This window comes from Pseudarthrobacter sp. W1I19 (assembly GCF_030817835.1).
Classification (GTDB): Bacteria; Actinomycetota; Actinomycetes; order Actinomycetales; family Micrococcaceae; genus Arthrobacter.
On record NZ_JAUSZR010000001.1, the window covers coordinates 511052 to 533583 of the forward strand.

Sequence of the window (22532 nt, forward strand, 5' to 3'; positions counted from 1 at the left end):
TCCGCCTGTTTCTTTCAGAGCAACACCGCCCGCGTTCTATGGGCGGGACATAGGATAGGCGCATGTCGAATTCACCGGACAACGAATCGGTCGCACAGCTACAAGACATCCTGGTGCGCGCCGAAGACGGAGTGGAGTTCCTGTCGGGACTCTCGGGACTGGCAGCAGCAGCGGTTTCCGAGGCAGCAGGCGATGCCATCGAATGCGCAGTCACCGTCAAGCTGAGGCGCAGGCCCACTACCGTTGCAGGCAGCAGTGATCGTGCCATTGGGCTCGACCACATTGAGCAGGCCATCGGTGATGGCCCCTGCATGAGGGCCCTGAGGGAAATGTCACCGGTGATTATCGACGACGTCGCCTCGGACTCCCGATGGCCCGAGCTCAACAAAAGGTTCGCGGAGGCAGGCATCTACAGTTCACTGGGCGTGCCTTTGGAAATCAGCAGCGAAGCCAGCGCCGCACTGAACTTTTTTGCCTCCAGGCCGGGCGTCTTCACCCCGAATGTCTACGACAAGGCCGTGGGCTTTGGTGCCGCTGCGCACAGCACCCTTCATCTCTCCGTCCGCATCAAAACCGCTGAGAACCGGGCGGAGGACCTTGAGGCGGCCATGGAACACAGGACGGCCATCAACCTGGCCTGCGGCGTCATTATGGCGCAGAACAGGTGCTCGCAATCAGAAGCGATGGAGATCCTGACCAAGGTCTCCAGTAACCGCAACCGCAAGTTGCGGGACGTGGCCACGGAACTGGTTGAACAGCTGCAGGGCACCAGGGTCCAGACGCACTTCGACGCTTAGCTCCCGTCAGGTGCCGGCGGGCCGGACAGCCACGCTGCAGCCTTCGCCTGCCCTGCGGATATCACAGCAGTTGCCGCCGCCTATCACTTGAAAGTGTTCGGCCCCGGCGCCGGACAGGAGAACCGCCGTGTCTTCGTCCACCGCCACGGCCTGGTCCGCCGGAGTCAGCCCGCCGCCCACCACGATGCCGTCGGCCATTGTGAAAATTCCCGGACCGGCCGGATTTCCGTCGCCCAGCAGGACCGGCACCACGTCACAGGAGGCCAGTGCCCTGAGCGGCTGGACGTACGCCCGGAGGGCATCCTGCGGGTTCCCGTCACGGGAGTGGACGGCCACGGCAATCCGGGCCGGACTATCTTTTCCCTGCCTTGGAGGCAGGGCCTGGACAAAATGCTTGAACACTTCCGGAAACGCGTCATAGTCCGGACCGGCCCCGGCGAGGAAGATGCCCATGGGCTTCAAGATACCGCCGCAGGCTGCGCGCCGCCGTGAATCAAGGCTGGCAAAAATCATTGACAGGGGCAGTATCCGCGATTATCGTACAACCAAATGGTTGTAGATCAGCTCAGCGAAACCGAACTGGACCGCCTCTTCCAGGCGTTCGCCGACTCCACCCGCCGGGACATTGTTCGCCGGGTGACGGCCGGCGAATACTCGGTCTCCGGGCTCGCGGGCCTCTATACCATGAGCTTCGCCGCCGTCCAGAAGCATGTGGCGGTGTTGGAGCGCGCCTCCCTGGTAACGAAGGAGAGGCGCGGAAGGGAGCAGATCGTGCGGGGAAACCATGAAGGGTTGCAGAAGGCCCGCCGGCTGCTCGATGACTATGAGACGATCTGGCGGCAGCGCGTAAGCCGGATCGCCGACATTCTGGCTGAAGGATAGGGAAAGGGTTCTGCAATGTCGGTTATCAGTTCCACCAAGAATCTTGAGGCGCTCAGCTTCATTCTGGTCGCCGAGTTCGACGCCGGAGTCGAACGCGTCTGGCAGCTCTGGGAAGACCCGCGCCAGCTGGAGCGCTGGTGGGGTCCGCCCACCTGGCCGGCCACTTTTGAGCAGTTCGATTTCGAGTCCGGCGGCAAAGCCGGCTACTACATGACCGGGCCGGAAGGTGAAAAGGCCGGCGGCTGGTGGCGGTTCACTGCCATCGAGGCTCCCCGCAAGCTGGAGTTCGACGACGGTTTCGCGGACGAAAACGGCGCTCCGGTCGAGTCCCTGGGCACCACCCACGCCACCGTCACGCTCGAGGACACAGGCGGACGCACCAGGATGACCATCGTCTCCACCTTCGAATCGGAAGAGCAGATGGAACAGATGGTCCAGATGGGCATGGAGGAAGGCATGCGGGAGGCCGTCGGCCAGATCGACGCCATCCTCGCCGAACATGCGAACGCCTGACCGGCTAAGCCTCCCGGCACCCAAGTAGAAAGTACGACGGCGGGACCTCCCGCCGTCGTACGCTTACTTGGCCTCGTGGGGACCAGCGGCGAAAACCAGCAGGGAACTGGTTGCGGTGGCCAGGAGCTCCCCGTCCGGCCCGGCAATTCGGCCCTCCGCAAAGACGACGCGCTGCCCCTGCTTCACCACGGCGCCCTCCGCCCTCAGAAGTGTGTGCTTGAGCGTGATGGGGCGGAGATAGCTGACCGAAAGATCAATGGAGGTATAGCCGAAACCCAGTGGCAACGTGCTGTGGGCGGCGCACCCCACCACGGTGTCGAGGAGCGTGCATGCGAGGCCGCCATGCACCACCCCGAGTGGGTTATAGTGAGCCTCGCCCGGCCGGCATTCAAACTCCACCCGGCCCGGTTCCACCCCGATGAGGGCCAGGTTCATCAGCGACGCCATGGGCGGCCGGGGTATGCTCCCGTCCCGCATCCTGCAGAGGTAGTCGAACCCGGAGAGGCGAGGCAGCTGTTCAAGCCCCACGCGGGGATCCACCCAACTGAACGTTTCCGTCCGCTCCGCGGATTCCTTGGCATCCATAGGCAACTCCTCCTCGACTGGCCCCGCCTGAACAGCTTAAGCCTGCCCCATGCTTTGGGTTACGGCGTCCTGCATTGAAGCGGGCGGGAACCTTCTGAATACTGGAAGGAAGCATCATTTCGACGTGAGGCGGTGGCAGCAATGAGCGGCGGGGCGGGAGATTTCCGGAAGCGCCTGGAGCGCGCCGCCGAGGTCCGGTCCTACCGCGGAGCAGGCATCAGCGCCGAGGAGGAAGCCGCACTCGACGCCCTCGACGCGCAGGAGCGGGAGAAGCGCAAGAAGGTCAGCGACGCCGCCCGGGCTGAGTATCTGGTGCGGGACGCGATGGCGCAGGGCAAGTTCGACAACCTCAAGTATGCGGGCAAGCCGATCCCGGGTCTGGGGGAGTCCTACGACCCCGACTGGTGGGTCAAGGGCCTCATCCAGCGGGAAAACATCAGCGGCCTTGGCCCGGCCGCCATCCTGCTCCGCACTGAGGACGCCGAACTGGACGCCAAGCTCGACGCGCAGTACACCGAGCAACAGGTGCGGGACCTCCTGGCGGACTTCAACCGCCGCGTCATCGATGCCCGGCGCCAGCTCCAGGGCGGCCCGCCGGTGGTCACCAGGACCCGGGATGTGGAGGAGGAGGTTTCCCGGTGGCGGGAGCGCCGTGCCGCCCGGAATGCTGATGCCCCGCCGCCGGAACCGGAACCTTCGCGTTCGTGGTGGCAGCGGCTCTGGAAGGGCGCGGGCTAGTCCGGCTGGGGCTGGGGCGCCCTGGCTTCGAAGAGCTCGCAGAGTGCGTTGTAGTACCTGTTGGTCTGTCCCAGGCGGGTCATCCCGATGCGTTGGCAGACCCTCTGCGATGCCGTGTTGGCGGGGGCCGTCACCGCCACCACCCTGTCCAGCCCGCCATGCAGCGCGGTGGCAAGGACTGCGGCAGCAGCTTCCGTCGCGTAACCATGACCCCAGTGGTCGGGGTGGAAGTGCCAGCCGATCTCCGTATCACCGGAGGGCTGAAGCGGGAGTGTTTCGCCCGACGCCGGGATGGACTTCAGGAGCAGGGTGCCGGCCAGGGGTGTTCTGGTCTTGGGCTGGAGTGGCTCTTTCAACTGAACAGCCCAGGCGCCGTGGAGCGGGTGGTCCATGGTCCGCCATACGCGGATCCGTTCCTCGGCCTCGGCGAATTCCCTCATCACCTGTGGATGGTTGCCGATGAAGCGCTGCACCTCCCAACGGGAGTAGAGGTTCAGCACGAACCCGGCGTCCTCCGGCTCCCACGGGCGCAGAATCAGCCGCTCTGTTTCGAGGCTTATCACCCGCCAATCCTGCCACTTGATGTGCCGCCGTTGGAGGATCTTTGGTTATCCACATAGGACTTGTGGGTCCGTGCCGTTGGCGGGGCCCTCTGGAAGATTTTGGTTATGGAAGCGGTGACGACGGCGGGGCAGCAGGGGGCGGCAACCTTCCGGTGCCTGTGGTTGCGGATGTCCTGCGCGCCTTGTCATCGGTGCGTCCCGCTGCTGACAGGCAAAGAATGATTGATCAGATGCGGGAGTTGGAGGACGTGAAGTCCGCTGCCGCGGCGAAGCAGGCACGGATCGCCGTGGCCTACGATCTTGCTGCCCGGCGGGAACAGGCCGCCGCGGGTGTTCCGGCGGATGAACTCGGTGCCGGGGTGGGAGCGGAAATCGCTCTGGCGCGTCGGGAGTCGCCGTCCCGTGGCGCCCGGTTGCTGGGTTTGGGAAAAGCCCTGGTTGAGATGCCCCATACGTTCGCCGCCCTTGAGTCGGGGCAGTTGAATGAGTGGCGGGCCACCCTGGTGGGGAAGGAAACAGCCTGCCTGTCGGTTGAGGACCGGGCCGCTGTGGATGAAGAGATCGCAGCTGACACCGTGTCCCTGGCCGGCTGCGGGGACCGGGCCGTCATCGCCGCCGTCCGGGCTGCGGCGTACCGGAGGGACCCACACTCGGTCGCCAAACGGGCCAGCCACGCTGTTAATGAGCGGACCGTGACGCTGCGTCCGGCACCGGACACCATGACCCGCCTGACCGCCCTCCTGCCGGTGGCCGAGGGCGTGGCCGCGTACGCGGCACTGACCCGCCACGCCGAAACTCTGAAGTCCTCCGGGGATGAGCGTTCCAAGGGAAACATCATGGCCGATCAGCTCGTCGAATGCGTCACCGGCACCCCGGGCGGCTACACCGGCATCGATCTCCAGCTCGTCATGACCGACCGCACCCTCTTCCAAGGGGACAGCGAACCCGCCCGCCTCACCGGCTACGGCCTCGTCCCCGGCGAATGGGCTCGAAAGGCTATCCGGAGTGAGCTGATGGCAGGTGCGGAGCCCGTGCCCTCTGCGGATGATGGCGGGCTTCAGGTCTCGCTTCGCCGGCTCTACACCGCCTCTGCAAGTGGCGAACTGGTCGCGATGGACTCCAAAGCCAGGCTCTTCCCGCCAGGCCTCCGCCGGTTCATCCAAGTACGCGATGACACCTGCCGCACCCCCTACTGCGACGCGCCCATCCGCCACTCGACCACATCATCCCCTGGCACAACAACGGGCCAACCACCGGCACCAACGGCCAAGGCCTCTGCGAAGCCTGCAACCACACCAAAGAAACACCAGGCTGGTCCGCCAGGACAGTTATCCGCCCAGGTCAAAGGCATTCAGTCGAAACACGAACACCCACAGGCCACACCTACCGCTCGACCGCGCCGCCGCTCCCCGGTAGTGCCTTGGCGATGGCAGTGAAGGCTTCCGTTCCAGTGAAGCCCATCGTTCGGGAAGAGCCCCTCCCGTCGGTGAAGCCCCTCGTTCAGGTGAAGCCCCCCGGGTCGGCGAAGCCCTCTGGCCAGGTGCTTGAACGAGCCATGGACAGGCGCGCCACTCCTGAAAAGCGGGTCGCAGCCCACAGCCCTTGATCGACGGGCTTCGCCTTGCCTGTCCCTTGCCTGCGGGCGGTCGTCAGCGGCCCGGCGTGGGCGGCGGAGGATTTGGTCCCATCATGCCCGGAGGAGGCGGCGGGAACTGCGCAGCCGGGTAGAGGGGCGCCACGTTCACCATGTAGTTGGCCCATTGCGGCCCTGCGATCATGAAGCCGTCAAGCCGGGGGTAGAAGGTCCCGTTGATGGTGACGTTCTGCCCGGACCGTTTTTGTCCTTCCAGTGCGTCCCCGAAGAAGGAAGCGGTTGCGAGCCCCGAAGTGTACCCAACCACCCAGGTGGCCCCGTTGTTGTTCGACGTTCCGGTCTTCGCAGCCGTAGGAACCTTGTCGTGCACCTTGGGGTTGATCCAGACGCCCGAGCCCTTCTTCAGCACGTCCTGCAGGACGTTGTTGACGCCGCGTGCCACCTCCGGCTTTACCGCGTTCCGGCACTCCGAGGACTGCGCCGGCAACTTGCCGCCGTTGGCGTCGGTAATCTCCAGCAGGGCGATGGGGTTGCAGTAGCGGCCGTCGTTGGCAAAGGTGGCAAAGCCGTTGGCCATATGCAGGGGAGCAACTCCGGTGGCGCCCAGCAGGTTGCCAAGCTGATGCATGTTGATGGGAGAGCCGTCCAGTCCGCTGTGGAGGCCTGTTGCGTCCACCATCTTCTGGATCCCGCAGAAGTCCAGCTGCGTAGCCGAGGCAAAAGTAGCCGTGTTGATGGAGTTGTACAGGCCGTAGTTGACGGGCATCTTCCGGTAGAAGCCTTCTTCCGCATTTTGCAGGTCGTCGGCGGCGCCAAGTTCAGGATTGTTCTGCGCAGTACTGTAGGCACCCAACACCTTTCCGCAGGTGGACCGCCAGGGGAATCCCAGGGGATAGACCCGGCGGGAGGCGTCCACCTCGGCAGTGATGGTCTTGCCCTCGTTCAGCCATTCAGCGAACGTGAACGGCTTCATGGTGGACCCGGTCTGGAACCCTCCGGCGCCGTTCAGGTCGTTGCCCTGGGGGTCCTTTGCATCGACATTGAAATTCAACTGGGTGTCGAACTTGCCCGGTTCGGGCAGGAAAACCGTGTTTTGTGCCATCGCCAGGATCTTGCCGGTCCCGGGCTGGACGGTTACCAGAGCTGCGCCCCAGCGGTCGGGGTTGGGTCCGGCTGTTCCGTCCACCTGCGCCTGGGCAGCGGCCTGCAGCCTGCTGTCCAAGGTAGTGGTAATGGTCAGGCCGCCCCGATAGAGCTTCCGCTCACGTTCAATCTGGTTGGGCCCGAACGCCGGGTTGTTCAGGATCAGGTGCGAGATGTAGTCGCAGAAATACGGCGCCATGGCTGCGTTGGCACAACCCTGCCGTTGAGGGCTGACTTTGAGCTCGATGGGTGCGGCAACAGCCTCATCATGCTCTTGCTGATTGATCTTCCCGAGCCGGAGCATTTCGCCGAGCACCTGGTTGCGGCGGGTCAACGAGTTCTCGGGGTTGATGGTTGGGTTGTAGAACGTGGGGCTGTTCACGAGCCCGGCCAGGAGCGCAGACTGCGCAAGGTTCAGGTCCTTTGCCGTGGCGCTGAAGAAGTACCGGGCTGCAGCTTCCACACCGTAGGCGTCACTGTTGAAAAACACGATGTTCAGGTAGCCCTCAAGGATCTGGTCCTTGGTGTACTTCTTCTCCAGCGCTATGGCCAGTTTCATCTCCCGCAGTTTGTCGCCGATGTCCTTCTGGCCGCTGAGGATCACCTCGTCGGGCCTGTCCTGGGACAGCCGCGCTTCATTGACCACGTTGGTGACGTACTGCTGAGTGATGGTGGACGCACCCTGTTGGTCGCCCTTGGTCAGATTGGCCACCACCGCCCGAAGGACCCCTTGCGGGTCAATGCCGGCGTGGTCATAGAAACGGCTGTCCTCAATGGCAATGACGGCGTCCTTGACGTACGGCGACATCTGGTCCAGCGGGATCCGGACGCGGTTCTCAGCATAGAAGGTCGCAATGGGCTGGCCATCGGATGTGAGGACCCTCGTGGATTGCGACGGCGGCTGGACCGCGAGTTCCTCGGGCAGGCTGTCGAAAAACCCGATAGAGGTGCTCACTCCGAAGCCGGCCGCTGCTACTGCGGGGACCACCAGGCTGGCCACCAGCACGCCGCACATGATACTCGCCGCGAAAAATCCCAGGATCCTTCCCAGGGTAGAACCGCTACGACGCCTGCGCTTCTTTTTCTTCGCCATTTTCCAGCCCTCGAGCTTGAAGAGTGCCACAAGACTACGTCGCCTCCAGCAGGCAAGCCAGAGGTTGGCAGGTCATGATTTGGTGAATTCTTCTATTGACTGGGCGATAGTTAACGACATATCGTTAACTATCGCCGAAGGGCTGGCGATACTAAGAATGAGACAACATGACATGAAAGGAAGATGCCACCATGAAAGGCACTTCAGAAGAGAATTTTCCCGGCCAGCAGCACGGCAGGGGCAGGTATGAACGTGGCCGTGGAAGGCGCGGACCGCACGGGCACAGGGGCGGTGGTTTCGGCCCCGGCTTCGGTCCGGGTTTCGGTCCCGGTTTTGGCGGGGGCCCCGGGCCAGGTTTTGGTCCCGGGTTCGGGCCCGGTTTTGGCCGCGGCCCGCGCAGGGCAAGCAGGGGCGATGTCCGTTCGGCCATCCTCTCGCTCCTGGCCGAAGCGCCCTCAAATGGTTACGGGTTGATCAAGGCCATTGCGGAGAAGACGGACGGCGCCTGGCGGCCAAGTCCCGGATCGATCTACCCCACCTTGCAGCAACTGGTGGATGAGGAGCTCATCAAGCCCCTCAGTGAAGGCCGCGGGACTGAGTTCTCACTCACGGATGCTGGCCGGGCCTGGGTGGAGGAGCACGCCGAGGAGTTAGCGAACGCGTGGAACGCCGGACCTGAGAGTCCCGATCGGGACTTCCACCAGAGCATCGGGAAGCTGATGGCAGCTATCCACCAGTTCCGCAGCGGTGTCACCCAGGAACAGCGGACGGCTGCGATCGAGAAGTTGGACGAGACCCGCCGCGCGCTCTACAAGATCCTGGCGGACTAGCAGGCCGAAGAGATGGGAGGGCTCAGGCGAAAGAATCTTCCTTCGCCCGCCGTGGTGGCCGGCTTTCGCTGGGAACAGAAGCAAATTCCGCCGGAGAGTGCGTTGCGGCAGCGGCGTTCGGAACAGCGTGATTCAGCGGACGGAAACCGCCGCCGATTTCCCCGAAGGCATACGCGCTCTCAGCGTGCTCGGCCAGGTCCACACCTGCGGTCTCTGCCTCACGGCTGACCCTGAACCCGATGGTCTTGTTGATGGCGCGGCCAATAACCAAGGTGCCGATGCCTGAGAGCAGCAGCGTGATCACCACGGCCACGGTCTGGGCAATGAGTTGCTGGACGCCGCCGCCGTAGAAGAGCCCGCCGCCCTGGCCGTCGACCGGGAGGGCGATGAAGCCAAGTGCCAGGGTGCCGATGAGGCCGGCGCCCAGGTGGACGCCCACCACATCGAGGGAGTCGTCCAGGCCAAACCGGTACTTGAGGTCCACGAAGACTGCGCAGGCAGCTCCCGCTACCAGGCCCAGGCCGATAGCGGCCACCGGGCTGATGTTGGCGCAGGAAGGGGTAATGGCAACCAAGCCGGCCACCACACCGGACGCTGCACCCAGCGAGGTGGGGTGTCCGTGACGGATCTTTTCGGTGACCAGCCAGCTGAGCATGGCCGCAGCGGGCGTCACCAGGGTGTTGATCCAGATCAGGCCGGCCTGTTGCGCTGAGGTTGCCGCGCCGCCGTTGAAGCCGAACCAGCCGAACCAGAGGATGGCGGCTCCGAGCATGATGAACGGGATGTTGTGCGGGCGGTGGTTGGGGTCTTTCGCAAAACCGTGGCGCTGGCCAACGATCACGGCAAGGACCAGGGCTGCGGTGCCCGAGCTGATTTCCACCACTGCGCCGCCGGCGAAGTCGATGACCTGGCCAAAAACAGCGGTGACTGCTCCGCCGGCGCTCATCAGGCCGCCGCCCCAGATCATATAAGCGAGGGGGCAGTACACCACCGTGATCCAGATGGGTACAAACAGGGCCCAGGCGCCGAATTTGGCGCGGTCTGCAATGGCCCCGCTGATCAAAGCGACGGTGATGATCGCGAAGGTGGCGCTGTAACCGGCCTTGATCAGGTCTGGGGAACCCATCAGGTTCTGGAGTCCGAAGTTGGCGAAGGGATTGCCAAAGATGCCGAGCACGCCGTCGCCTGTGGTCATGGAATAGCCCCACAGAACCCAAATCACACCGACGATCCCGGCGGAGATGAAACTCATCATGATCATGTTCAAGGCTGCTTTTGCCCGCGTCATGCCGCCGTAGAAGAGGCCAAGTCCGGGCGTCATCAGCAGTACCATCGCGGCCGAAATCATCAGCCAGACATGTTGGGCAGAAATCTCCACCTGAAGGTCCCTTCGCGTTTGCGCCTTGAAACGGGGCGCTCTTGCAGGCCCTCGCGTTTCCCCCGCAGTCCATCTTTCGCGTTTCGTGTTTCGGGAAATGCGCTTGAAAGTTGCGCTCACGTTACAGAAATGGCTCCCATGTGAAGTCCCCGTGTCGGCAATGTTTCGGCCATGTAAACAGAGGCCATCAGCCAGCCCGTACGGTGGCCTCTCACCCACCAGAGCTCCGTGCGGCGCCATGGTGGGCCGGGGGCAGAAGGTGAGATCCCGCCGTCGTACGTAAAATTCCGCAAGATTACGCGGCCATGAACGGAACTTCACCGCTAAAACGCGGCAATTCCCATCCTTAAGCACGACGACGGCGCGCCGCAGCGGGAACTGCGGCGCGCCGTCGTCGTGCAGCCTCAGCCGTGGAGACTCAGCCGGGCGGCTGCGCTAAAGGGATCAGAACTGGCGGGCGTTCGCCAGCACCGGAAGCTTGGTGCGTACGTCGTCCACGATCGAGGGGTCGATATCGACGACGGCGAGCTCCGGCTTCCCGCCCAGCGCAACTACCGCCGAGCCGAGGGGAGTGATGACGGCACTGTGGCCAATGCCGGTGGGAGCTGCGCCAGCGGGGCCGGCTCCAATGGTTTCGGGGTCACCTTGGCCGCAGGCCACCACGAAAGTGGTGCTGTCCAAGGCTCGTGCCCGCACCAGGAGGTCCCATTGTTCGGCCTTGCCTTCGCCGGCTCCCCAGGAGGCGCAGACGATGTTCACCTGTGCTCCCGCACGGGCATTGGCCGTGAACAGTGCAGGGAACCGGACGTCGTAACAGGTTGCCAGCCCAAACACCGTGCCGCTGACCTCAAAGGTCACCGGGTCCGTTCCCGCGTCGACAGTCTTTGACTCGGTGAAGCCGAAGGCGTCGAAGAGGTGCACTTTGTCGTAGGAGGTGTCCAGGCCGGGGCCGGTGACGAGCAGGGTGTTGCGGACGCGGCCGTCCTTACCGGGAGTGAACATTCCCGCGACAATCGCAATACCCAGTTCGTTGGCCAGGGCCCGGACCTTCTCCGCCCAGGGCCCATCAAGCGGTTCCGCGACGTCCCTCAAGGAATGACCAAATGCCCGCATGGCGGCCTCGGGGAACACCACCAGCTCCGCCCCGGCGGCCTTGGCCTGCGTGGCATACTCGCGGATCAGCTGCAGGTTGGCCTCAAGGTCCGCACTGCTGATGATCTGCGCGACTGCTAGACGCATGGATGGCTCCGTTCTTCAGTTCGCATGGCTGCACCTCTGGCGAAACGATACCGCCAGAGGTGCATTGGAACAGATCCGGCCTTTACTGCTTGTAGCCCTCGACTTCGCTGACGGGCCGCGCTTCGGCGTCGTTGGGGTTTTCTCCGGACTCGGCCTTGGCCCGGCGCTGGCGGAGGAGGTCCCAGCACTGGTCCAGCCGTTCCTCAACCTGCCTGAGCCTCGCCTGGTCCGGTGCATGGCCGTCGCCGGATCCCTCGCGGAGTGTGTGTTCCTCCGCCACAAGGGCCTGGATGCGGGCCAAAAGATCCTCGTCGTTCATGTCTACCCCTTCCGCAGGAACGTTTCCCCCAGCGTACGCCTGTACCATCAAATCCATGCCCACTGTGCTTGATATGGCAGGTCCGATCCTGGAAATGCTCACCTGGTTGTGCCTGCCCGTCGGGCTGGGTCTTCTCTTCTACACCGGCTTCCTGCGCCGCTTCGTGCACCCCTGGGATGTGGCCGAAGCCGTGGTCTATTCGGACAACACCGGCGTGGGCTTCCGCTGGTTCGACCGCAAATACCAGGTGCACCACGCGCCGATGTCGCCGCATGACATCAGGGACATGGCGGTGGGGGACACGCTCCCCATCTACTACCACCCCAAACGGCCCACCCAGTGGCAGACCACGGAGCCGGAAGAGGCCGGCAAAACAGCCTCAGTGCTGGGCCGTTGCCTGACCGCTATCGGCGCCGTGGCCTTGCTCGCCGGTTTCGTCCTGCCCATGTTTTAGGGTCCCGCCCGGTGCTATCCGGCGAGGACAACAGCGATGCCCAGGCCGCCCAGGGCAACCCCGGCAAAAGCGGTCCACAGCACGGCGGTGATGTCGGCGTCGAGCTTTTCCCTCGAGAGGCCGCGGGACCTGGCGGTGTACCGGCGCCGCTGCGTCACGTAGATGGCCAGCGCGGCGGCTGCCGAGACGGCGAACAGCAGAAGGATGGGCAGGCCGTGCCGGGGGAGCCAGCGCAGGAAGATGGCGCTGACCGTCACCAGTGCCAGTACTGTCCTGCCCCACGCCAGTGTGGTCCGCTCCGGTTGCAGGCCGGGGTCGCCGTGGCTGCCGGCAGGGGGGAAGGCGGCCAAGGGGTCAGCGCCAGAGGATAAAGATCAGTACGACGGCGGCTGCCACCGCCCCCGCCCCGGCCAGCAGCGGCACAATGAGTGGCAGCGGAAGCGGGGCCTTGTTGCGCATGCTGCGCTCCACGCGCAGCCAGCGCACGGCAGAGCCCGCGCTGAGCAGCATCCCCAGCAGGAGCAGCACCACCGCAAGGCCCTTCCGGACGGGCTCCAGGAAAAGGTCGGCCGTGAATGCCTCGATGGCGATGCCGCCAGCCAGCAGCGCCAACGAGGTCCGGATCCACGCCAGGAACGTCCGCTCGTTGGCAAGGGTGAACCGCGGGTCTGGTTCCTCACCGCCGGGAAGCAGCCGCTCAGCGATTTTCCCGCGCGACGGCGGGTTGCCGGCATCGTCGCGCTGCTCGCTGTTGGTCACGGTGCCAGTCTAGCCACGGGCCTGCCAGTTACGCGGTGCGCAGCCGCACCGCCTTCGAAGCCAGATGGTCGCCGATGGGCAGCGCCGCCGTGGCTGCAGGCGATGGTGCATTCAGGACGTGGATCATCCGGGCTGTCTCGGACAGGAGGAAGTCGTGGATAAGCGTGCCGTCGCGGCGGACCGCCTGCGCCCGGATCCCTGCCTCGTACGGCAGCAGGTCAGCCTTGGTGAGGCCGGGCGCATATTTCCGGCATTCCTGCAGATAGCTGCCCTTCAGCAAGGAGTTCCGGACCTCGCGGACTGCTGTACCGGTATTGGCGCGGGCCACGTGCCAGAGGCCGGGAAACTGCAGGTACCGGCCCACGTCCTTGAGGTTTACAGAAAATTTGGGGTATCCCTCCCGGGACAGACCCAGCACCGCGTTCGGTCCCACGGTGATGGTGCCGGCCACTGTGGGCGTGAGGTGGACGCCGAGGAAAGGCAGGGCGGGATCCGGGACCGGATAGATCAGGTGCCGGACGTGGTTGGATTTGTCTGCCGCAAGCTCAAAGTACTCGCCCCGGAAGGGGATTATCTGAACGTCGATGTCCATGCCGGCGAGTTCTGCCAGCCGGTCCGATTGCAGCCCGGCGCACACCACAAGTTTGCCGCAGCTGTAGCGGTTTGCCCGGGTGGCCACCTCAACCCTGTCCGCATGCTCGGTGATGGCGGTGACCCTGGCGCCGGTGATGACCTGTCCGCCTCCGGCGGTGATGAGTCCGGCCAGCTTCCGGGCTACCTCTGTGTAGTTAACGATCCCCGTGCTGGGAATGAACACCGCGGCAAGCCCGGATATGTTCGGCTCCCGCCGGTGCAGCTCCGCCTGGTCCAGGCGCTCGCAATCCAGCCCGTGGACGCCGGCCCGCCCTTCCAGCTGGTCCAGCCGTTCCTTTTCCAGTTCAGTGGTGGCGACGAGCAGCTTGCCCGGCTCCTGGAACGGAATGCCGTTCTCCCGGCAGAATTCCTTTGTCTGCTGCGCACCGGCCTTGCTGAAGCGGGCTTTGAGGCTGTCCGGGGCGTAGTAGATGCCTGAATGGATGACCCCGCTGTTGTGGCCGGTCTGGTGTGCCGCGAGCGTGTCCTCCGCTTCCAGCAGGATCAGCGACGCCCCGGGCTCCTTGCGCAGCAGCTGGTATGCCGTGGCGAGCCCCACAACGCCGCCGCCAATAATGCAGTAGTCCGCATGGTCCACAGGTCCGCCCGTCTGCCAAAGTCCGCCGGCCGCCATGGGGCCGCTTGTTCCTGCGATTGTGCAGCACCACGGGCGCACCGGCCAGTGTAAGGAGTACTCAATTAATGTCTGCTCCCCATAAGAGCCTGGCCCGGACGCGGACCTGCGGCAGGAGGCCGGCCGGGAATTCCCCGCGTGCCACGGTAGTTAGGGCAGGTATGGAGCGCATCGGATTCCTTTCTTTCGGCCATTGGGGCCCCGGCCAGGGTTCACAGACACGGACCGCCGGGGAAGCACTTCTCCAGGCCATCGACCTTGCCGTCGCCGCTGAGGAGTTGGGGGTTGACGGGGCATTCTTCCGGGTCCACCATTTCGCCCGGCAGCAGGCTTCGCCGTTCCCGCTCCTGTCCGCCATCGGCGCCCGGACCAGCCGGATTGAGATCGGCACCGGTGTGATCGACATGCGGTACGAAAATCCGCTGTATATGGCCGAGGAAGCTGCGGCCGCGGACCTTATCAGCGGCGGCAGGCTGCAACTGGGCATCAGCCGTGGTTCACCCGAACCGGCACGGCGGGGCGCAGCGGCATTCGGGTACCGGCCTGAGCCGGGGGAGACCGACGCGGACATGGCCCGCCGGCACACTGCACTTTTCCGGAAGGCCATCACCGGCGCCGGGGTGGCCGAAGCCGACCCCCGTTACGCCGGCGGTGCCACGGGGCTGCTGCCCGTCCAGCCGCAGTCGCCGGGACTTGCCGAACGGATCTGGTGGGGAGCCGGCAGCCGCAAGACCGCGGTCTGGGCGGCGGAGATGGGGATGAACCTCATGAGTTCCACCCTGCTGACCGAGGACACCGGTGTTCCCTTCCACGAACTCCAGGCCGAACAGATCCAGCTTTTCCGGGACGCCTGGGCGGCAGCAGGCCACCGCCACACACCCAGGGTTTCCGTCAGCCGCAGCGTCCTACCCATCGTTGACGCTGAAGACAGCCGTTACTTCGCCGGCAGTGCACTGCGGGACAGCCATGACCAGGTGGGCATCATCGACGGACTGACGGCCAGATTCGGGAAGAGTTATGTGGGAGCGCCCGACGTCCTGGCCGAAGAGCTTGCCGCCGATACGGCAGTCCAGGTCGCCGACACCCTCCTGCTCACCGTCCCGAACCAGCTCGGCGCCGCGTTCAACGCCAAGCTCCTTGGAACTGTGGCCCGTTACATCGCCCCCGCCCTGGGCTGGAAGGCGGCCCGATCCTGATCCGGTCAGCGCCGGCCGCGCCACCGCCGTCCACCCCTTGAGAAAGCAGCCTGCCCACCCGGATTCCGGGTATGATAAGCATGCTTAGTGAAGTGGGGAACCTTCCGCATACCGCAGCCGTTACGCTTATAGTGCGGCTTTGGGGGCTTAGCGCCCTCATTACAGCGTGACTGCGGAACGGTCATATGACGGAAAGAGAGAAATATGGCCCGCGCCGTTTTAGGCTTTATCGCATGATCCGGCTACGTCAGCTGGCCCAGGCGGCCTCCGTGCTTACCACCCCTTTGGCGCCGGAAGACATCCTCGCGCTGTTCAACCCGGTCTACTCCGCGAGGCAGCTTCGTGGCGTAGTCACCCGGGTGGTCCAGGAGACCGCGCAGTCAGCCACCATTTTCTTCCGGCCCGGCCGCGGCTGGCACTCGCACCTTGCCGGCCAATGGGCGCGCATCGGCGTCGAGCTCGACGGCGTCCGCCACTGGCGGTCCTACTCGCTCAGTGCCCCTGCAGGCAAGGACCCCGCCATCACGGTCACCGACGTCGGCGCTGTGTCCGGCACGCTGGTCCGAACCACAAAGCCCGGTGATGTCCTTTTCCTCGCACCCCCGCAGGGCGATTTTGTGCTCCCTGAGCACCCCAGGCCCCTGCTGATGGTCACGGCCGGCAGCGGCATTACTCCGGTGATGTCCATGATCCGTACGCTTGTTCCGCGGCGTCCGGATGCCGACGTCGTCCTGGTCCACTCGGCGCGCACCCCCGGTGACAGCCTCTTCCGCGAGGAACTCGCGGAGCTCGCCGACCAGTTCCCCAACTTCCGCCTGGCCCACTGGTACACCGGCGAACAGGGCCGCATGGACCTGAGCAACACCGACCAGCTGGACGAGATCTGCCCGGACTGGAAGGAACGGGCGGCGTATGCCTGCGGTCCGGACAGCTTCCTGGATGACGCCGAAGCCCTCTGGAAGCGGGCCGCGCTGACCACAGCAGGGCCCGGCTCGGACGTGGCAGTGGCCGGTAGCGCCGGCAACCTGATGATCGAACGTTTCAACACCACCTTCGCCGGCGGTGTTGGGTACGACGGCGGCCTGGTCACCTTTGAAGCCTCGGACCGGGAAGTGCAGGCCGACGGCGACACCCCCATCCTGGACATCGGCGAGGACGCAGGGGTGCTGATGCCCAGCGGCTGCCGCATGGGTATCTGCCACAGCTGCCTCACCCCGCTCCTGTCCGGGCAGGTGCGGGACCTCCGCACCGGGGAAGTCCACGGCGAACCCGGCCAACTGATCCAAACGTGTGTCTCGGCAGCCGCCGGACCCGTCAACCTCGAAATCTGAGGAGCATAACGGTATGTCTGTAATTTCACCCAGCAAGGCCACACCCACCGGCGGCAGCTCCGCCGGGAGTCCACGGACGCGCCCGGGGAAGCTTGCCGAATCCGGCAGCCCCACGGTGCGCCCGCCTGCCGCCGCCCATCTCAGTGACGAGCAGGTGGCCGAACTCGGGCGCGAACTGGATGCGATCCGTGACGAAATCCTCGCCAAGCGCGGCGCGGAAGACGCCGCCTACATCCGCCGCGTGATCAAGATCCAGCGCGGCCTGGAAATCTCCGGCCGGGCCGCCCTGCTGGTCAGCAAGAACAAGGCTGCGTGGGTCACCGGTACCACCTTGCTGAGCCTGGCCAAGATCCTCGAAAACATGGAGATCGGGCACAACGTCCTTCACGGCCAGTGGGACTGGATGCGGGACCCGGACATCCACTCCACCACCTGGGAGTGGGACTTCGTCACGCCGTCGCGGTCCTGGCAGCACACCCACAACGACCTCCACCACCGCTGGACCAATGTGGTGGGCAAGGACAACGACGTCGGATACAACCTCCTGCGTATGGACGAGAACCAGCCGTGGAAGCCAATGAACCTCGGCAACCCGGTGTACAACGCCATTCTCGCTCCCCTCTTCGAGTGGGGAATCGCCATCTATGACCTCGAGCTCACCGAGTTCAAGGAAGGCACAAAGTCCAAGGAAGCGCTGCTGAAGGACCTCAAGGCCCTCGGCAAGAAAGTTGTCACCCAGTTCACCAAGGACTACGCCGCAACCCCGGCAGTGGCCATGCTGACCGGCTCCGGCAAGCAGGCGCTCTACGGAACCTTGACCGCCAACGCAGTACGCAACGTCTGGGCCCACGCAGTCATCTTCTGCGGCCACTTCCCTGAAGGCACCGACACCTTCACCGAGGAAATGGCGGAAGGCGAAACCCGGGGCGACTGGTACATCCGCCAGATGATCGGCTCAGCCAACATCTCCGGGTCAAAGTTCATGCACATCATGACGGGCAACCTGTCCCACCAGATTGAACACCACCTGTTCCCGGACCTGCCCTCCAACCGGTACGCAGAGGTGGCGCCCAAGGTCCGGGAAATCTGCCAGCGCTACGGCTTGAAGTACACCACCGGGCCGCTGCTGAAGCAGGTCGGGTCCACGTGGGGCAAAATCTTCAAGCTGGCCCTCCCGGGCAAAGCTGCGCGGGCTTAGGCACTCATCCACCCGGGCTCAGCCCCTACGTAAAAGTACTGACTGCACCTCCGGTCCCGGGAACCACCCGGGGCCGGAGGTGCAGTCTTTTCTGTCCCGGATCAGACGCCCTATCACTTACGGCACGTTTTCCACGAACGCTCTCTCACTTTCCGCAGTTCACCGCGCATAATTGATCCCACAGCCGCCGCGGCCTTTGGAGGAATCATGCGGATTCTCGGAGCACTCATCGTCATCTGGCTGATCATCGGCGGCGTTGCTGCCTGGCAGAGAGGCTACTTCGGGGCAGCACCGGGGAACTGCGCCCAGGCCGGCACCATTGCCATCACCATTGTGGCGGGCCCGCTGAACTACATGGGTGCCAACCCCCAGATTTCCTGCGAGCTGCCCCAGCCCTCCCAGTAGCGCCCGGCGCGGCGGAGCACTCGGTAGGAGCCCGACGTCGGAAGTGGGAGCTGCGCGTCTCACCGGGGGGCTGCCCCTAGAGTGGGAACTGCGGGGGCAAGCGAGCTTTGCCGCCCGCTCCGATCCCACAGTCTCGAAAGGACCGCCGCGATGGCTTTCATCACCGTTGGAACCGAAAACAGCACTGACATCGAGCTTTACTACGAGGACCACGGCTCGGGCCAGCCCGTTGTGCTGATCCACGGTTACCCCCTGGACGGCGCCTCCTGGGAGAAGCAGGCCACGGCCCTGCTGGATGCCGGCTACCGCGTGATCACCTATGACCGCCGGGGCTTCGGCAAGTCAAGCAAGACCACCGAGGGATACGACTACGAGACCTTCGCTGCGGACCTCAACACCCTCCTGACTTCTCTGGACCTGAACGACGCCGTGCTGGTTGGCTTCTCCATGGGCACCGGTGAAGTGGCCCGGTACCTGGGCAATTACGGATCCGCCCGGATTGCAAAGGCTGCATTCCTCGGTTCCCTGGAACCGTTTCTGCTCAAGACCGATGACAACCCGGATGGCGTCCCGCAGGACGTCTTCGACGGGTTGAAAGAGGCCGTGACGGCAGACCGCTACGCCTTTTTCACCGAGTTCTTCAAGAACTTCTACAACAGCGACACGTTCCTCGGCACGCCCCGCCTCAGCCAGGAAGCTGTCAACGCCAGCTGGAACACCGCTTCGAACGCCGGTGCCACGGCCTCCGTTGCGGCACAGGCGACGTGGATCACGGATTTCCGCGGGGACATCCCGAAAATCGACGTTCCGGCACTGATCCTCCACGGCACTGCGGACAACATCCTCCCCATCGATTCCACCGGACGGCTGTTCGCCAAGGCCCTGCCCAGCGCCGAGTACGTGGAGATCGAGGGCGCTCCGCACGGACTGCTCCTGACCCACGCTGCGGAGGTCAATGAAGCGCTGCTGGGTTTCCTCGCCAAGTAGCACCGCTGAACGCCGGAACTTCCGGCGACGGCAGGAGCCGCCGTCGCCGGAAGTGAGCTGGCGTTGGGCAGATCGTTGCGGAAAGTGATGGCGCCTTAGGTCAAACGTGGCGTTAAGTGATGGCGCGTTGGTGGTTACCAGCGCAGACCGCAGCCACAGGCGGAGATAGCGAGGCAAGGGGCAGCCCCTGCAACGACGGCCCGCCGGAAGCGCATCATTTCCAGGCAGGCAAACTAGCAGAGGGATTTGCCGGGTATGTGCGGAACCTGTGAAAGGGGAGTGGCTATGACAGGGGCAGGGCAAAGCTGTTCGGCCAGGTCCTTCAGTTCTTTCGGGTGAAAGGGCTTGGTGAGGTACGCGGCAGCGCCTGAAGCCATGCCTGCCAGAATGTCGTCGTTCTCAGACCGGGCCGTAAGGAACAGCAGGGGAGCCTTGCTCAGGGCGCGGACGGCACGGGCCACAACGTGCCCGTCCGTGTCCGGCAGGCCCAGGTCCAGGGTGACCAGCGAGACGGCGGGATCAGCAGCAGCGGCAATGCCCTCGGCGCCGGTGGCCACAGCCCTGACCTCGAATCCGGCGCGCCTCAGGACGACAGTAATCAGTCCGCGGATATCATCGTTATCTTCAACGACCAGGCAGACGCGTTTATTTTCCATTGGAGCCCCCCGGCAAACGTTGGCTTCAGTCTACCGCCGCGGGCCGGCGTCCTGCTGTAAGCGCAGGTGGGTGGCAGGTAACAAATGCGGGAAGGCAGCTGCTATCCGTCGTAGTGAGTGCGGGCGGGGCCCTGGCCAAGGGAGTTGACCACTGAGGCTGCCACATCATGCAGCTTGGAATTGCGCGTGCTGGAGGCTGTCTTCAGGATCTCGAAGGCGTCGTGCTGGCTGCACCTGTTCTGGGCCATGATGATGCCCACCGCCATGTCGATGACGGTCCGGGATTCCAGCGTGGCCCGCAGGTTGGCGGCGGTCTCGCTGTAGTGCGCAAAGCGCACGGCAAGCCGCAGCGCGAGGGACGTCTGGCTGACGAAGTCCTCTGCAAACTCAAGAACCTGGGCCTCGAAGCGGTTTGGGCGGCTCGAATACAGCAGCAGCGCCGCTTTCGTCCCGCCCTCCAGTTGGAACGGCACGGCAAGGACGGAGCGAACGCCCTGATCCAGCAGGGAGGCCGAGTACTCGGGCCAGCGGCCGTCCTCCCGGACGTCCGGCACCGGGACGGTTGCCTGGGTGGTGGACGCTTCCATGCTGGGCGTCTGGTTGAACTCGTACTCGAGCCTGGCCACGGCCTCGGCGGCCGGACTGCTGCTGGCTACTGTGGCAGCTTTCCGTTCGCGCAGCAGGGTGATGGCGCACAGCATCTCGTCGCCGGGCTCGGAGAGCTTACGGGCGGACACCTGCGCCAGTTCGTTAAGGAAGTCCTCAACGTCAGAGCTGTTGAGGACGAGTTCATGCAGGTGCTCGGTTATGGAGTTATCGGTTTTTGCTGTTGACTCGCTGGCCACGGTTTCTTGGTGCCATTCGCTCAGGTCTAAACGAGCCGGCGACACGCACCATCCACCCGAAGGGGCGGCCGGCGGCTGAAGTCGCTGGATTCGACGAACTTTCCAACGGCCTGCTGCTAAACCGATATGCAGAAGTATATACATCCCCTGCACGGAGCAAACGTCATTTGGCTTCGCTGCGAACCCGCGTGTGCTGGCGCATGAGCATGTATTGTGCGCAGAATAGGGCAGCGCCGGCGCTGCCGGCGGCCGACCCGGAAACCAGCGGTTGCTGCGCCGCGGAGGGACGTGGAACATGACCAGATTGCTCATTATCGGCCCGCCAGGTTCCGGCAAGGGAACCCAGGCTGAACACCTGGCCCGCCACTTCGGGATCCCTGCCGTGTCCACGGGTGAAATCTTCCGCAGCAATGTCAGCAAGCAAACCGAACTGGGCAACGAAGCTGCCAAGTATCTCGACGGCGGGGATTTTGTCCCGGACCACCTCACCAACGCCCTGGTCAAGGACCGTCTCCGGGACGACGACGTCCGGGCGGGCTTCCTGTTGGACGGGTACCCGCGCACCGCGCCTCAAGTTGTGGAACTGGACAACTTCCTGGCCTCCCAGGGCGGCTCCCTCGACGCCGTCATCGAACTGCGCGCCCCGGACTCGGAACTGGAACAGCGGATGCTGCAGCGCGCCCGGAAGGAAGGCCGCCGGGACGATACCGTGGATGTGTTCCGGCGCAGGCTTGACCTCTATCACCGGGAGACCCACGAAGTGGTGTCCGTCTATGCGGGCCGGGGACTCCTGGTATCAGTCAACGGCAGCGGCGACCCGGGCGAGATCACCACACTGGCGATTGCCGCCGTCGAACGCTTCATTAACGGAAAGGAAGAACGCGCATGAGGGTGGCAGTGACCGGGGGAAGCGGAAAGCTGGGGCGGCACGTGGTCCGGCGGCTGGTGGATGACGGACACCAGGTGCTGAACCTGGACCGGGCAGGGGAGCGGAATCCCGGGCTGGTAGTGGTGGACCTGCGCAACTACGGCCAGGTCCTGGATGTCCTGCTGGGCGTGGATGACCGGCATAACGGATTCGACGCCGTAGTCCACCTCGGTGCCATACCAGCGCCGGGCATCATCCCGGACGCGGCCACCTTCGAAAACAACATGCTCTCCACCTATAACGTGTTCCAGGCGGCACGCCGGGCCGGGATCAAGAAGGTGGTGTACGCCTCCAGCGAGACGGTGCTGGGACTGCCGTTCGACGTCGACCCGCCCTACATCCCGGTGGACGAGGAGTACCCGGCGCGGCCGGAGAGCACCTACTCCCTGGTGAAGCACCTCGAGGAGCAGATGGCAGTGGAGCTGACGCGCTGGGACCCGGAGCTGAGCATCTCCGGCCTCCGTTTCTCCAACGTCATGGACCCCGGGGACTATGCGAAGTTTCCGAGCTTCGAAGCCGACGCAACCCTGCGGAAGTGGAACCTCTGGGGCTACATCGACGGCCGCGATGGCGCCCAGGCCGTGGTCCGCGCCCTGGAGAACGGCCGGCCCGGCTTCGAGGCATACATCATCGCCAATTCGGATACTGTAATGAGCCGGTCAAGTGCCAGCCTCGCTGCGGAAGTATTCCCTGCCGTCAAGGTCGCCAAGGAGTTGGGTGAGCACGAGACCATGCTGTCCATCGACAAGGCCCGGCGGATGCTCGGCTTCGAGCCCGAATACTCCTGGCGGAACCACGTGCCGGGTACCCTTGGAGGCACGGAAAACTAAGG

General features: G+C 64.5%; 25 protein-coding genes and 1 pseudogene. 14 read left to right on the forward strand and 12 right to left on the reverse strand.

Features of this window, described 5'->3' with window-relative positions; genetic code table 11:
* The first annotated feature begins 62 nt into the window (after positions 1 to 62).
* Positions 63 to 797 (forward strand): GAF and ANTAR domain-containing protein, encoded by a 735-nt coding sequence (locus tag QF038_RS02365; protein WP_307608389.1) that lies wholly within the window; start codon positions 63 to 65, stop codon positions 795 to 797.
* A gap of 6 nt (positions 798 to 803) precedes the next feature.
* On the opposite strand, the gene QF038_RS02370 is transcribed toward QF038_RS02365, so the two are convergent.
* On the reverse strand, positions 804 to 1250 hold the full coding sequence (locus QF038_RS02370; RefSeq protein ID WP_307608391.1) for a hypothetical protein: 447 nt from the start codon (positions 1248 to 1250) through the stop codon (positions 804 to 806).
* Between the two features lie 96 nt (positions 1251 to 1346).
* Between QF038_RS02370 and QF038_RS02375 the strand changes: the two genes are divergently transcribed.
* Together QF038_RS02375 and QF038_RS02380 are read left to right on the forward strand one after the other, a co-directional pair.
* Entirely contained in the window at positions 1347 to 1679 is a 333-nt protein-coding gene (locus tag QF038_RS02375) for a helix-turn-helix transcriptional regulator (protein WP_307608393.1), read from the forward strand.
* Positions 1680 to 1694: 15 nt separating this feature from the next.
* Entirely contained in the window at positions 1695 to 2192 is a 498-nt protein-coding gene (locus QF038_RS02380; protein WP_307608395.1) for an SRPBCC domain-containing protein, read from the forward strand.
* Positions 2193 to 2255: 63 nt separating this feature from the next.
* Here the strand turns inward: QF038_RS02380 and QF038_RS02385 are convergent, their stop codons facing one another.
* Positions 2256 to 2777 (reverse strand): PaaI family thioesterase, encoded by a 522-nt coding sequence (locus QF038_RS02385; protein ID WP_307608397.1) that lies wholly within the window; start codon positions 2775 to 2777, stop codon positions 2256 to 2258.
* 141 nt (positions 2778 to 2918) lie between these two features.
* Here QF038_RS02385 and QF038_RS02390 point away from each other — a divergent pair, with 141 nt between their 5' ends.
* Positions 2919 to 3515, forward strand: a complete 597-nt coding sequence (locus tag QF038_RS02390) for a DUF1992 domain-containing protein (protein WP_307613378.1) — start codon at positions 2919 to 2921, stop codon at positions 3513 to 3515.
* Here QF038_RS02390 and QF038_RS02395 read toward each other — a convergent pair.
* Complete coding sequence (locus QF038_RS02395; RefSeq protein ID WP_307608399.1) at positions 3512 to 4078, reverse strand: GNAT family N-acetyltransferase; 567 nt, start codon at positions 4076 to 4078, stop codon at positions 3512 to 3514. The genes QF038_RS02390 and QF038_RS02395 overlap by 4 nt on opposite strands.
* A gap of 158 nt (positions 4079 to 4236) precedes the next feature.
* On the opposite strand from QF038_RS02395, the pseudogene QF038_RS02400 reads away from it, so the two are divergent.
* Positions 4237 to 5684, forward strand: a pseudogene (locus QF038_RS02400) (HNH endonuclease).
* Between the two features lie 43 nt (positions 5685 to 5727).
* On the opposite strand, the gene QF038_RS02405 reads toward QF038_RS02400, so the two are convergent.
* On the reverse strand, positions 5728 to 7908 hold the full coding sequence (locus QF038_RS02405) for a transglycosylase domain-containing protein (protein WP_307613379.1): 2181 nt from the start codon (positions 7906 to 7908) through the stop codon (positions 5728 to 5730).
* A gap of 191 nt (positions 7909 to 8099) precedes the next feature.
* On the opposite strand from QF038_RS02405, the gene QF038_RS02410 reads away from it, so the two are divergent.
* Positions 8100 to 8738 carry a PadR family transcriptional regulator gene (locus QF038_RS02410; protein WP_307608402.1) on the forward strand — a complete coding sequence of 213 codons (639 nt, stop codon included), beginning with the start codon at positions 8100 to 8102 and terminating at the stop codon, positions 8736 to 8738.
* A 22-nt stretch (positions 8739 to 8760) separates the two neighbouring features.
* Here the strand turns inward: QF038_RS02410 and QF038_RS02415 are convergent, their stop codons facing one another.
* The 3 genes from QF038_RS02415 to QF038_RS02425 all read right to left on the reverse strand — a co-directional run bounded on the left by QF038_RS02415 (position 8761) and on the right by QF038_RS02425 (position 11674).
* Complete coding sequence (locus tag QF038_RS02415; RefSeq protein ID WP_307608404.1) at positions 8761 to 10116, reverse strand: ammonium transporter; 1356 nt, start codon at positions 10114 to 10116, stop codon at positions 8761 to 8763.
* Between the two features lie 444 nt (positions 10117 to 10560).
* The gene (locus tag QF038_RS02420) at positions 10561 to 11355 is read right to left on the reverse strand and encodes a carbon-nitrogen hydrolase family protein (protein ID WP_307608407.1); all 795 of its coding nucleotides are present in this window, start codon (positions 11353 to 11355) and stop codon (positions 10561 to 10563) included.
* An 82-nt stretch (positions 11356 to 11437) separates the two neighbouring features.
* Complete coding sequence (locus QF038_RS02425) at positions 11438 to 11674, reverse strand: DUF2630 family protein (protein WP_307608409.1); 237 nt, start codon at positions 11672 to 11674, stop codon at positions 11438 to 11440.
* Positions 11675 to 11729: 55 nt separating this feature from the next.
* Between QF038_RS02425 and QF038_RS02430 the strand changes: the two genes are divergently transcribed.
* Complete coding sequence (locus tag QF038_RS02430) at positions 11730 to 12128, forward strand: hypothetical protein (protein ID WP_091421660.1); 399 nt, start codon at positions 11730 to 11732, stop codon at positions 12126 to 12128.
* Positions 12129 to 12142: 14 nt separating this feature from the next.
* On the opposite strand, the gene QF038_RS02435 is transcribed toward QF038_RS02430, so the two are convergent.
* The 3 genes from QF038_RS02435 to lhgO are packed head-to-tail and all read right to left on the reverse strand — an operon-like array spanning position 12143 to position 14154.
* Positions 12143 to 12478, reverse strand: coding sequence for a DUF202 domain-containing protein (locus QF038_RS02435; RefSeq protein ID WP_307608412.1), 336 nt, complete (start codon positions 12476 to 12478; stop codon positions 12143 to 12145).
* 4 nt (positions 12479 to 12482) lie between these two features.
* On the reverse strand, positions 12483 to 12887 hold the full coding sequence (locus tag QF038_RS02440) for a YidH family protein (protein WP_307608414.1): 405 nt from the start codon (positions 12885 to 12887) through the stop codon (positions 12483 to 12485).
* A gap of 28 nt (positions 12888 to 12915) precedes the next feature.
* Positions 12916 to 14154: an L-2-hydroxyglutarate oxidase gene (gene lhgO, locus QF038_RS02445; RefSeq protein WP_307608417.1), complete on the reverse strand. Its 1239-nt coding sequence runs from the start codon at positions 14152 to 14154 to the stop codon at positions 12916 to 12918.
* Positions 14155 to 14315: 161 nt separating this feature from the next.
* Here lhgO and QF038_RS02450 point away from each other — a divergent pair, with 161 nt between their 5' ends.
* The 5 genes from QF038_RS02450 to QF038_RS02470 all read left to right on the forward strand — a co-directional run bounded on the left by QF038_RS02450 (position 14316) and on the right by QF038_RS02470 (position 19271).
* Positions 14316 to 15350: an LLM class flavin-dependent oxidoreductase gene (locus QF038_RS02450; RefSeq protein WP_307613381.1), complete on the forward strand. Its 1035-nt coding sequence runs from the start codon at positions 14316 to 14318 to the stop codon at positions 15348 to 15350.
* 233 nt (positions 15351 to 15583) lie between these two features.
* Positions 15584 to 16681, forward strand: coding sequence for a ferredoxin reductase (locus QF038_RS02455; RefSeq protein ID WP_307608419.1), 1098 nt, complete (start codon positions 15584 to 15586; stop codon positions 16679 to 16681).
* 13 nt (positions 16682 to 16694) lie between these two features.
* Complete coding sequence (locus QF038_RS02460) at positions 16695 to 17879, forward strand: acyl-CoA desaturase (protein WP_307608421.1); 1185 nt, start codon at positions 16695 to 16697, stop codon at positions 17877 to 17879.
* Positions 17880 to 18086: 207 nt separating this feature from the next.
* A complete protein-coding gene (locus QF038_RS02465) occupies positions 18087 to 18284 on the forward strand; it encodes a hypothetical protein (RefSeq protein WP_307608423.1) in 198 nt (65 codons plus the stop codon).
* A gap of 150 nt (positions 18285 to 18434) precedes the next feature.
* On the forward strand, positions 18435 to 19271 hold the full coding sequence (locus tag QF038_RS02470) for an alpha/beta fold hydrolase (protein ID WP_307608425.1): 837 nt from the start codon (positions 18435 to 18437) through the stop codon (positions 19269 to 19271).
* A 233-nt stretch (positions 19272 to 19504) separates the two neighbouring features.
* Here the strand turns inward: QF038_RS02470 and QF038_RS02475 are convergent, their stop codons facing one another.
* Both QF038_RS02475 and QF038_RS02480 read right to left on the reverse strand, forming a co-directional pair.
* A complete protein-coding gene (locus tag QF038_RS02475; RefSeq protein WP_307608427.1) occupies positions 19505 to 19927 on the reverse strand; it encodes a response regulator transcription factor in 423 nt (140 codons plus the stop codon).
* A 101-nt stretch (positions 19928 to 20028) separates the two neighbouring features.
* Complete coding sequence (locus tag QF038_RS02480) at positions 20029 to 20772, reverse strand: GAF and ANTAR domain-containing protein (RefSeq protein ID WP_307608430.1); 744 nt, start codon at positions 20770 to 20772, stop codon at positions 20029 to 20031.
* Positions 20773 to 21067: 295 nt separating this feature from the next.
* On the opposite strand from QF038_RS02480, the gene QF038_RS02485 reads away from it, so the two are divergent.
* Both QF038_RS02485 and QF038_RS02490 read left to right on the forward strand, forming a co-directional pair.
* Positions 21068 to 21661 (forward strand): adenylate kinase, encoded by a 594-nt coding sequence (locus QF038_RS02485; protein WP_307608433.1) that lies wholly within the window; start codon positions 21068 to 21070, stop codon positions 21659 to 21661.
* A complete protein-coding gene (locus QF038_RS02490) occupies positions 21658 to 22530 on the forward strand; it encodes an NAD(P)-dependent oxidoreductase (RefSeq protein WP_307608436.1) in 873 nt (290 codons plus the stop codon). Before QF038_RS02485 ends, QF038_RS02490 begins: the two co-directional genes overlap by 4 nt.
* Positions 22531 to 22532 lie beyond the last annotated feature (2 nt).

Excerpts from the sequence above, each read along its gene's own strand:
- lhgO (WP_307608417.1), bottom strand. The coding sequence starts at position 14,154 with ATGGCGGCCGGCGGACTTTGGCAGACGGGCGGACCTGTGGACCATGCG.
- QF038_RS02425 (WP_307608409.1), bottom strand. The coding sequence starts at position 11,674 with ATGAACGACGAGGATCTTTTGGCCCGCATCCAGGCCCTTGTGGCGGAG.
- QF038_RS02430 (WP_091421660.1), top strand. The coding sequence starts at position 11,730 with ATGCCCACTGTGCTTGATATGGCAGGTCCGATCCTGGAAATGCTCACC.
- QF038_RS02420 (WP_307608407.1), bottom strand. The coding sequence starts at position 11,355 with ATGCGTCTAGCAGTCGCGCAGATCATCAGCAGTGCGGACCTTGAGGCC.
- QF038_RS02385 (WP_307608397.1), bottom strand. The coding sequence starts at position 2,777 with ATGGATGCCAAGGAATCCGCGGAGCGGACGGAAACGTTCAGTTGGGTG.
- QF038_RS02365 (WP_307608389.1), top strand. The coding sequence starts at position 63 with ATGTCGAATTCACCGGACAACGAATCGGTCGCACAGCTACAAGACATC.
- QF038_RS02405 (WP_307613379.1), bottom strand. The coding sequence starts at position 7,908 with ATGGCGAAGAAAAAGAAGCGCAGGCGTCGTAGCGGTTCTACCCTGGGA.
- QF038_RS02455 (WP_307608419.1), top strand. The coding sequence starts at position 15,584 with ATGATCCGGCTACGTCAGCTGGCCCAGGCGGCCTCCGTGCTTACCACC.
- QF038_RS02460 (WP_307608421.1), top strand. The coding sequence starts at position 16,695 with ATGTCTGTAATTTCACCCAGCAAGGCCACACCCACCGGCGGCAGCTCC.
- QF038_RS02380 (WP_307608395.1), top strand. The coding sequence starts at position 1,695 with ATGTCGGTTATCAGTTCCACCAAGAATCTTGAGGCGCTCAGCTTCATT.
- QF038_RS02450 (WP_307613381.1), top strand. The coding sequence starts at position 14,316 with ATGGAGCGCATCGGATTCCTTTCTTTCGGCCATTGGGGCCCCGGCCAG.
- QF038_RS02410 (WP_307608402.1), top strand. The coding sequence starts at position 8,100 with ATGAAAGGCACTTCAGAAGAGAATTTTCCCGGCCAGCAGCACGGCAGG.
- QF038_RS02375 (WP_307608393.1), top strand. The coding sequence starts at position 1,347 with ATGGTTGTAGATCAGCTCAGCGAAACCGAACTGGACCGCCTCTTCCAG.
- QF038_RS02370 (WP_307608391.1), bottom strand. The coding sequence starts at position 1,250 with ATGGGCATCTTCCTCGCCGGGGCCGGTCCGGACTATGACGCGTTTCCG.
- QF038_RS02490 (WP_307608436.1), top strand. The coding sequence starts at position 21,658 with ATGAGGGTGGCAGTGACCGGGGGAAGCGGAAAGCTGGGGCGGCACGTG.
- QF038_RS02390 (WP_307613378.1), top strand. The coding sequence starts at position 2,919 with ATGAGCGGCGGGGCGGGAGATTTCCGGAAGCGCCTGGAGCGCGCCGCC.
- QF038_RS02465 (WP_307608423.1), top strand. The coding sequence starts at position 18,087 with ATGCGGATTCTCGGAGCACTCATCGTCATCTGGCTGATCATCGGCGGC.
- QF038_RS02470 (WP_307608425.1), top strand. The coding sequence starts at position 18,435 with ATGGCTTTCATCACCGTTGGAACCGAAAACAGCACTGACATCGAGCTT.
- QF038_RS02475 (WP_307608427.1), bottom strand. The coding sequence starts at position 19,927 with ATGGAAAATAAACGCGTCTGCCTGGTCGTTGAAGATAACGATGATATC.
- QF038_RS02485 (WP_307608433.1), top strand. The coding sequence starts at position 21,068 with ATGACCAGATTGCTCATTATCGGCCCGCCAGGTTCCGGCAAGGGAACC.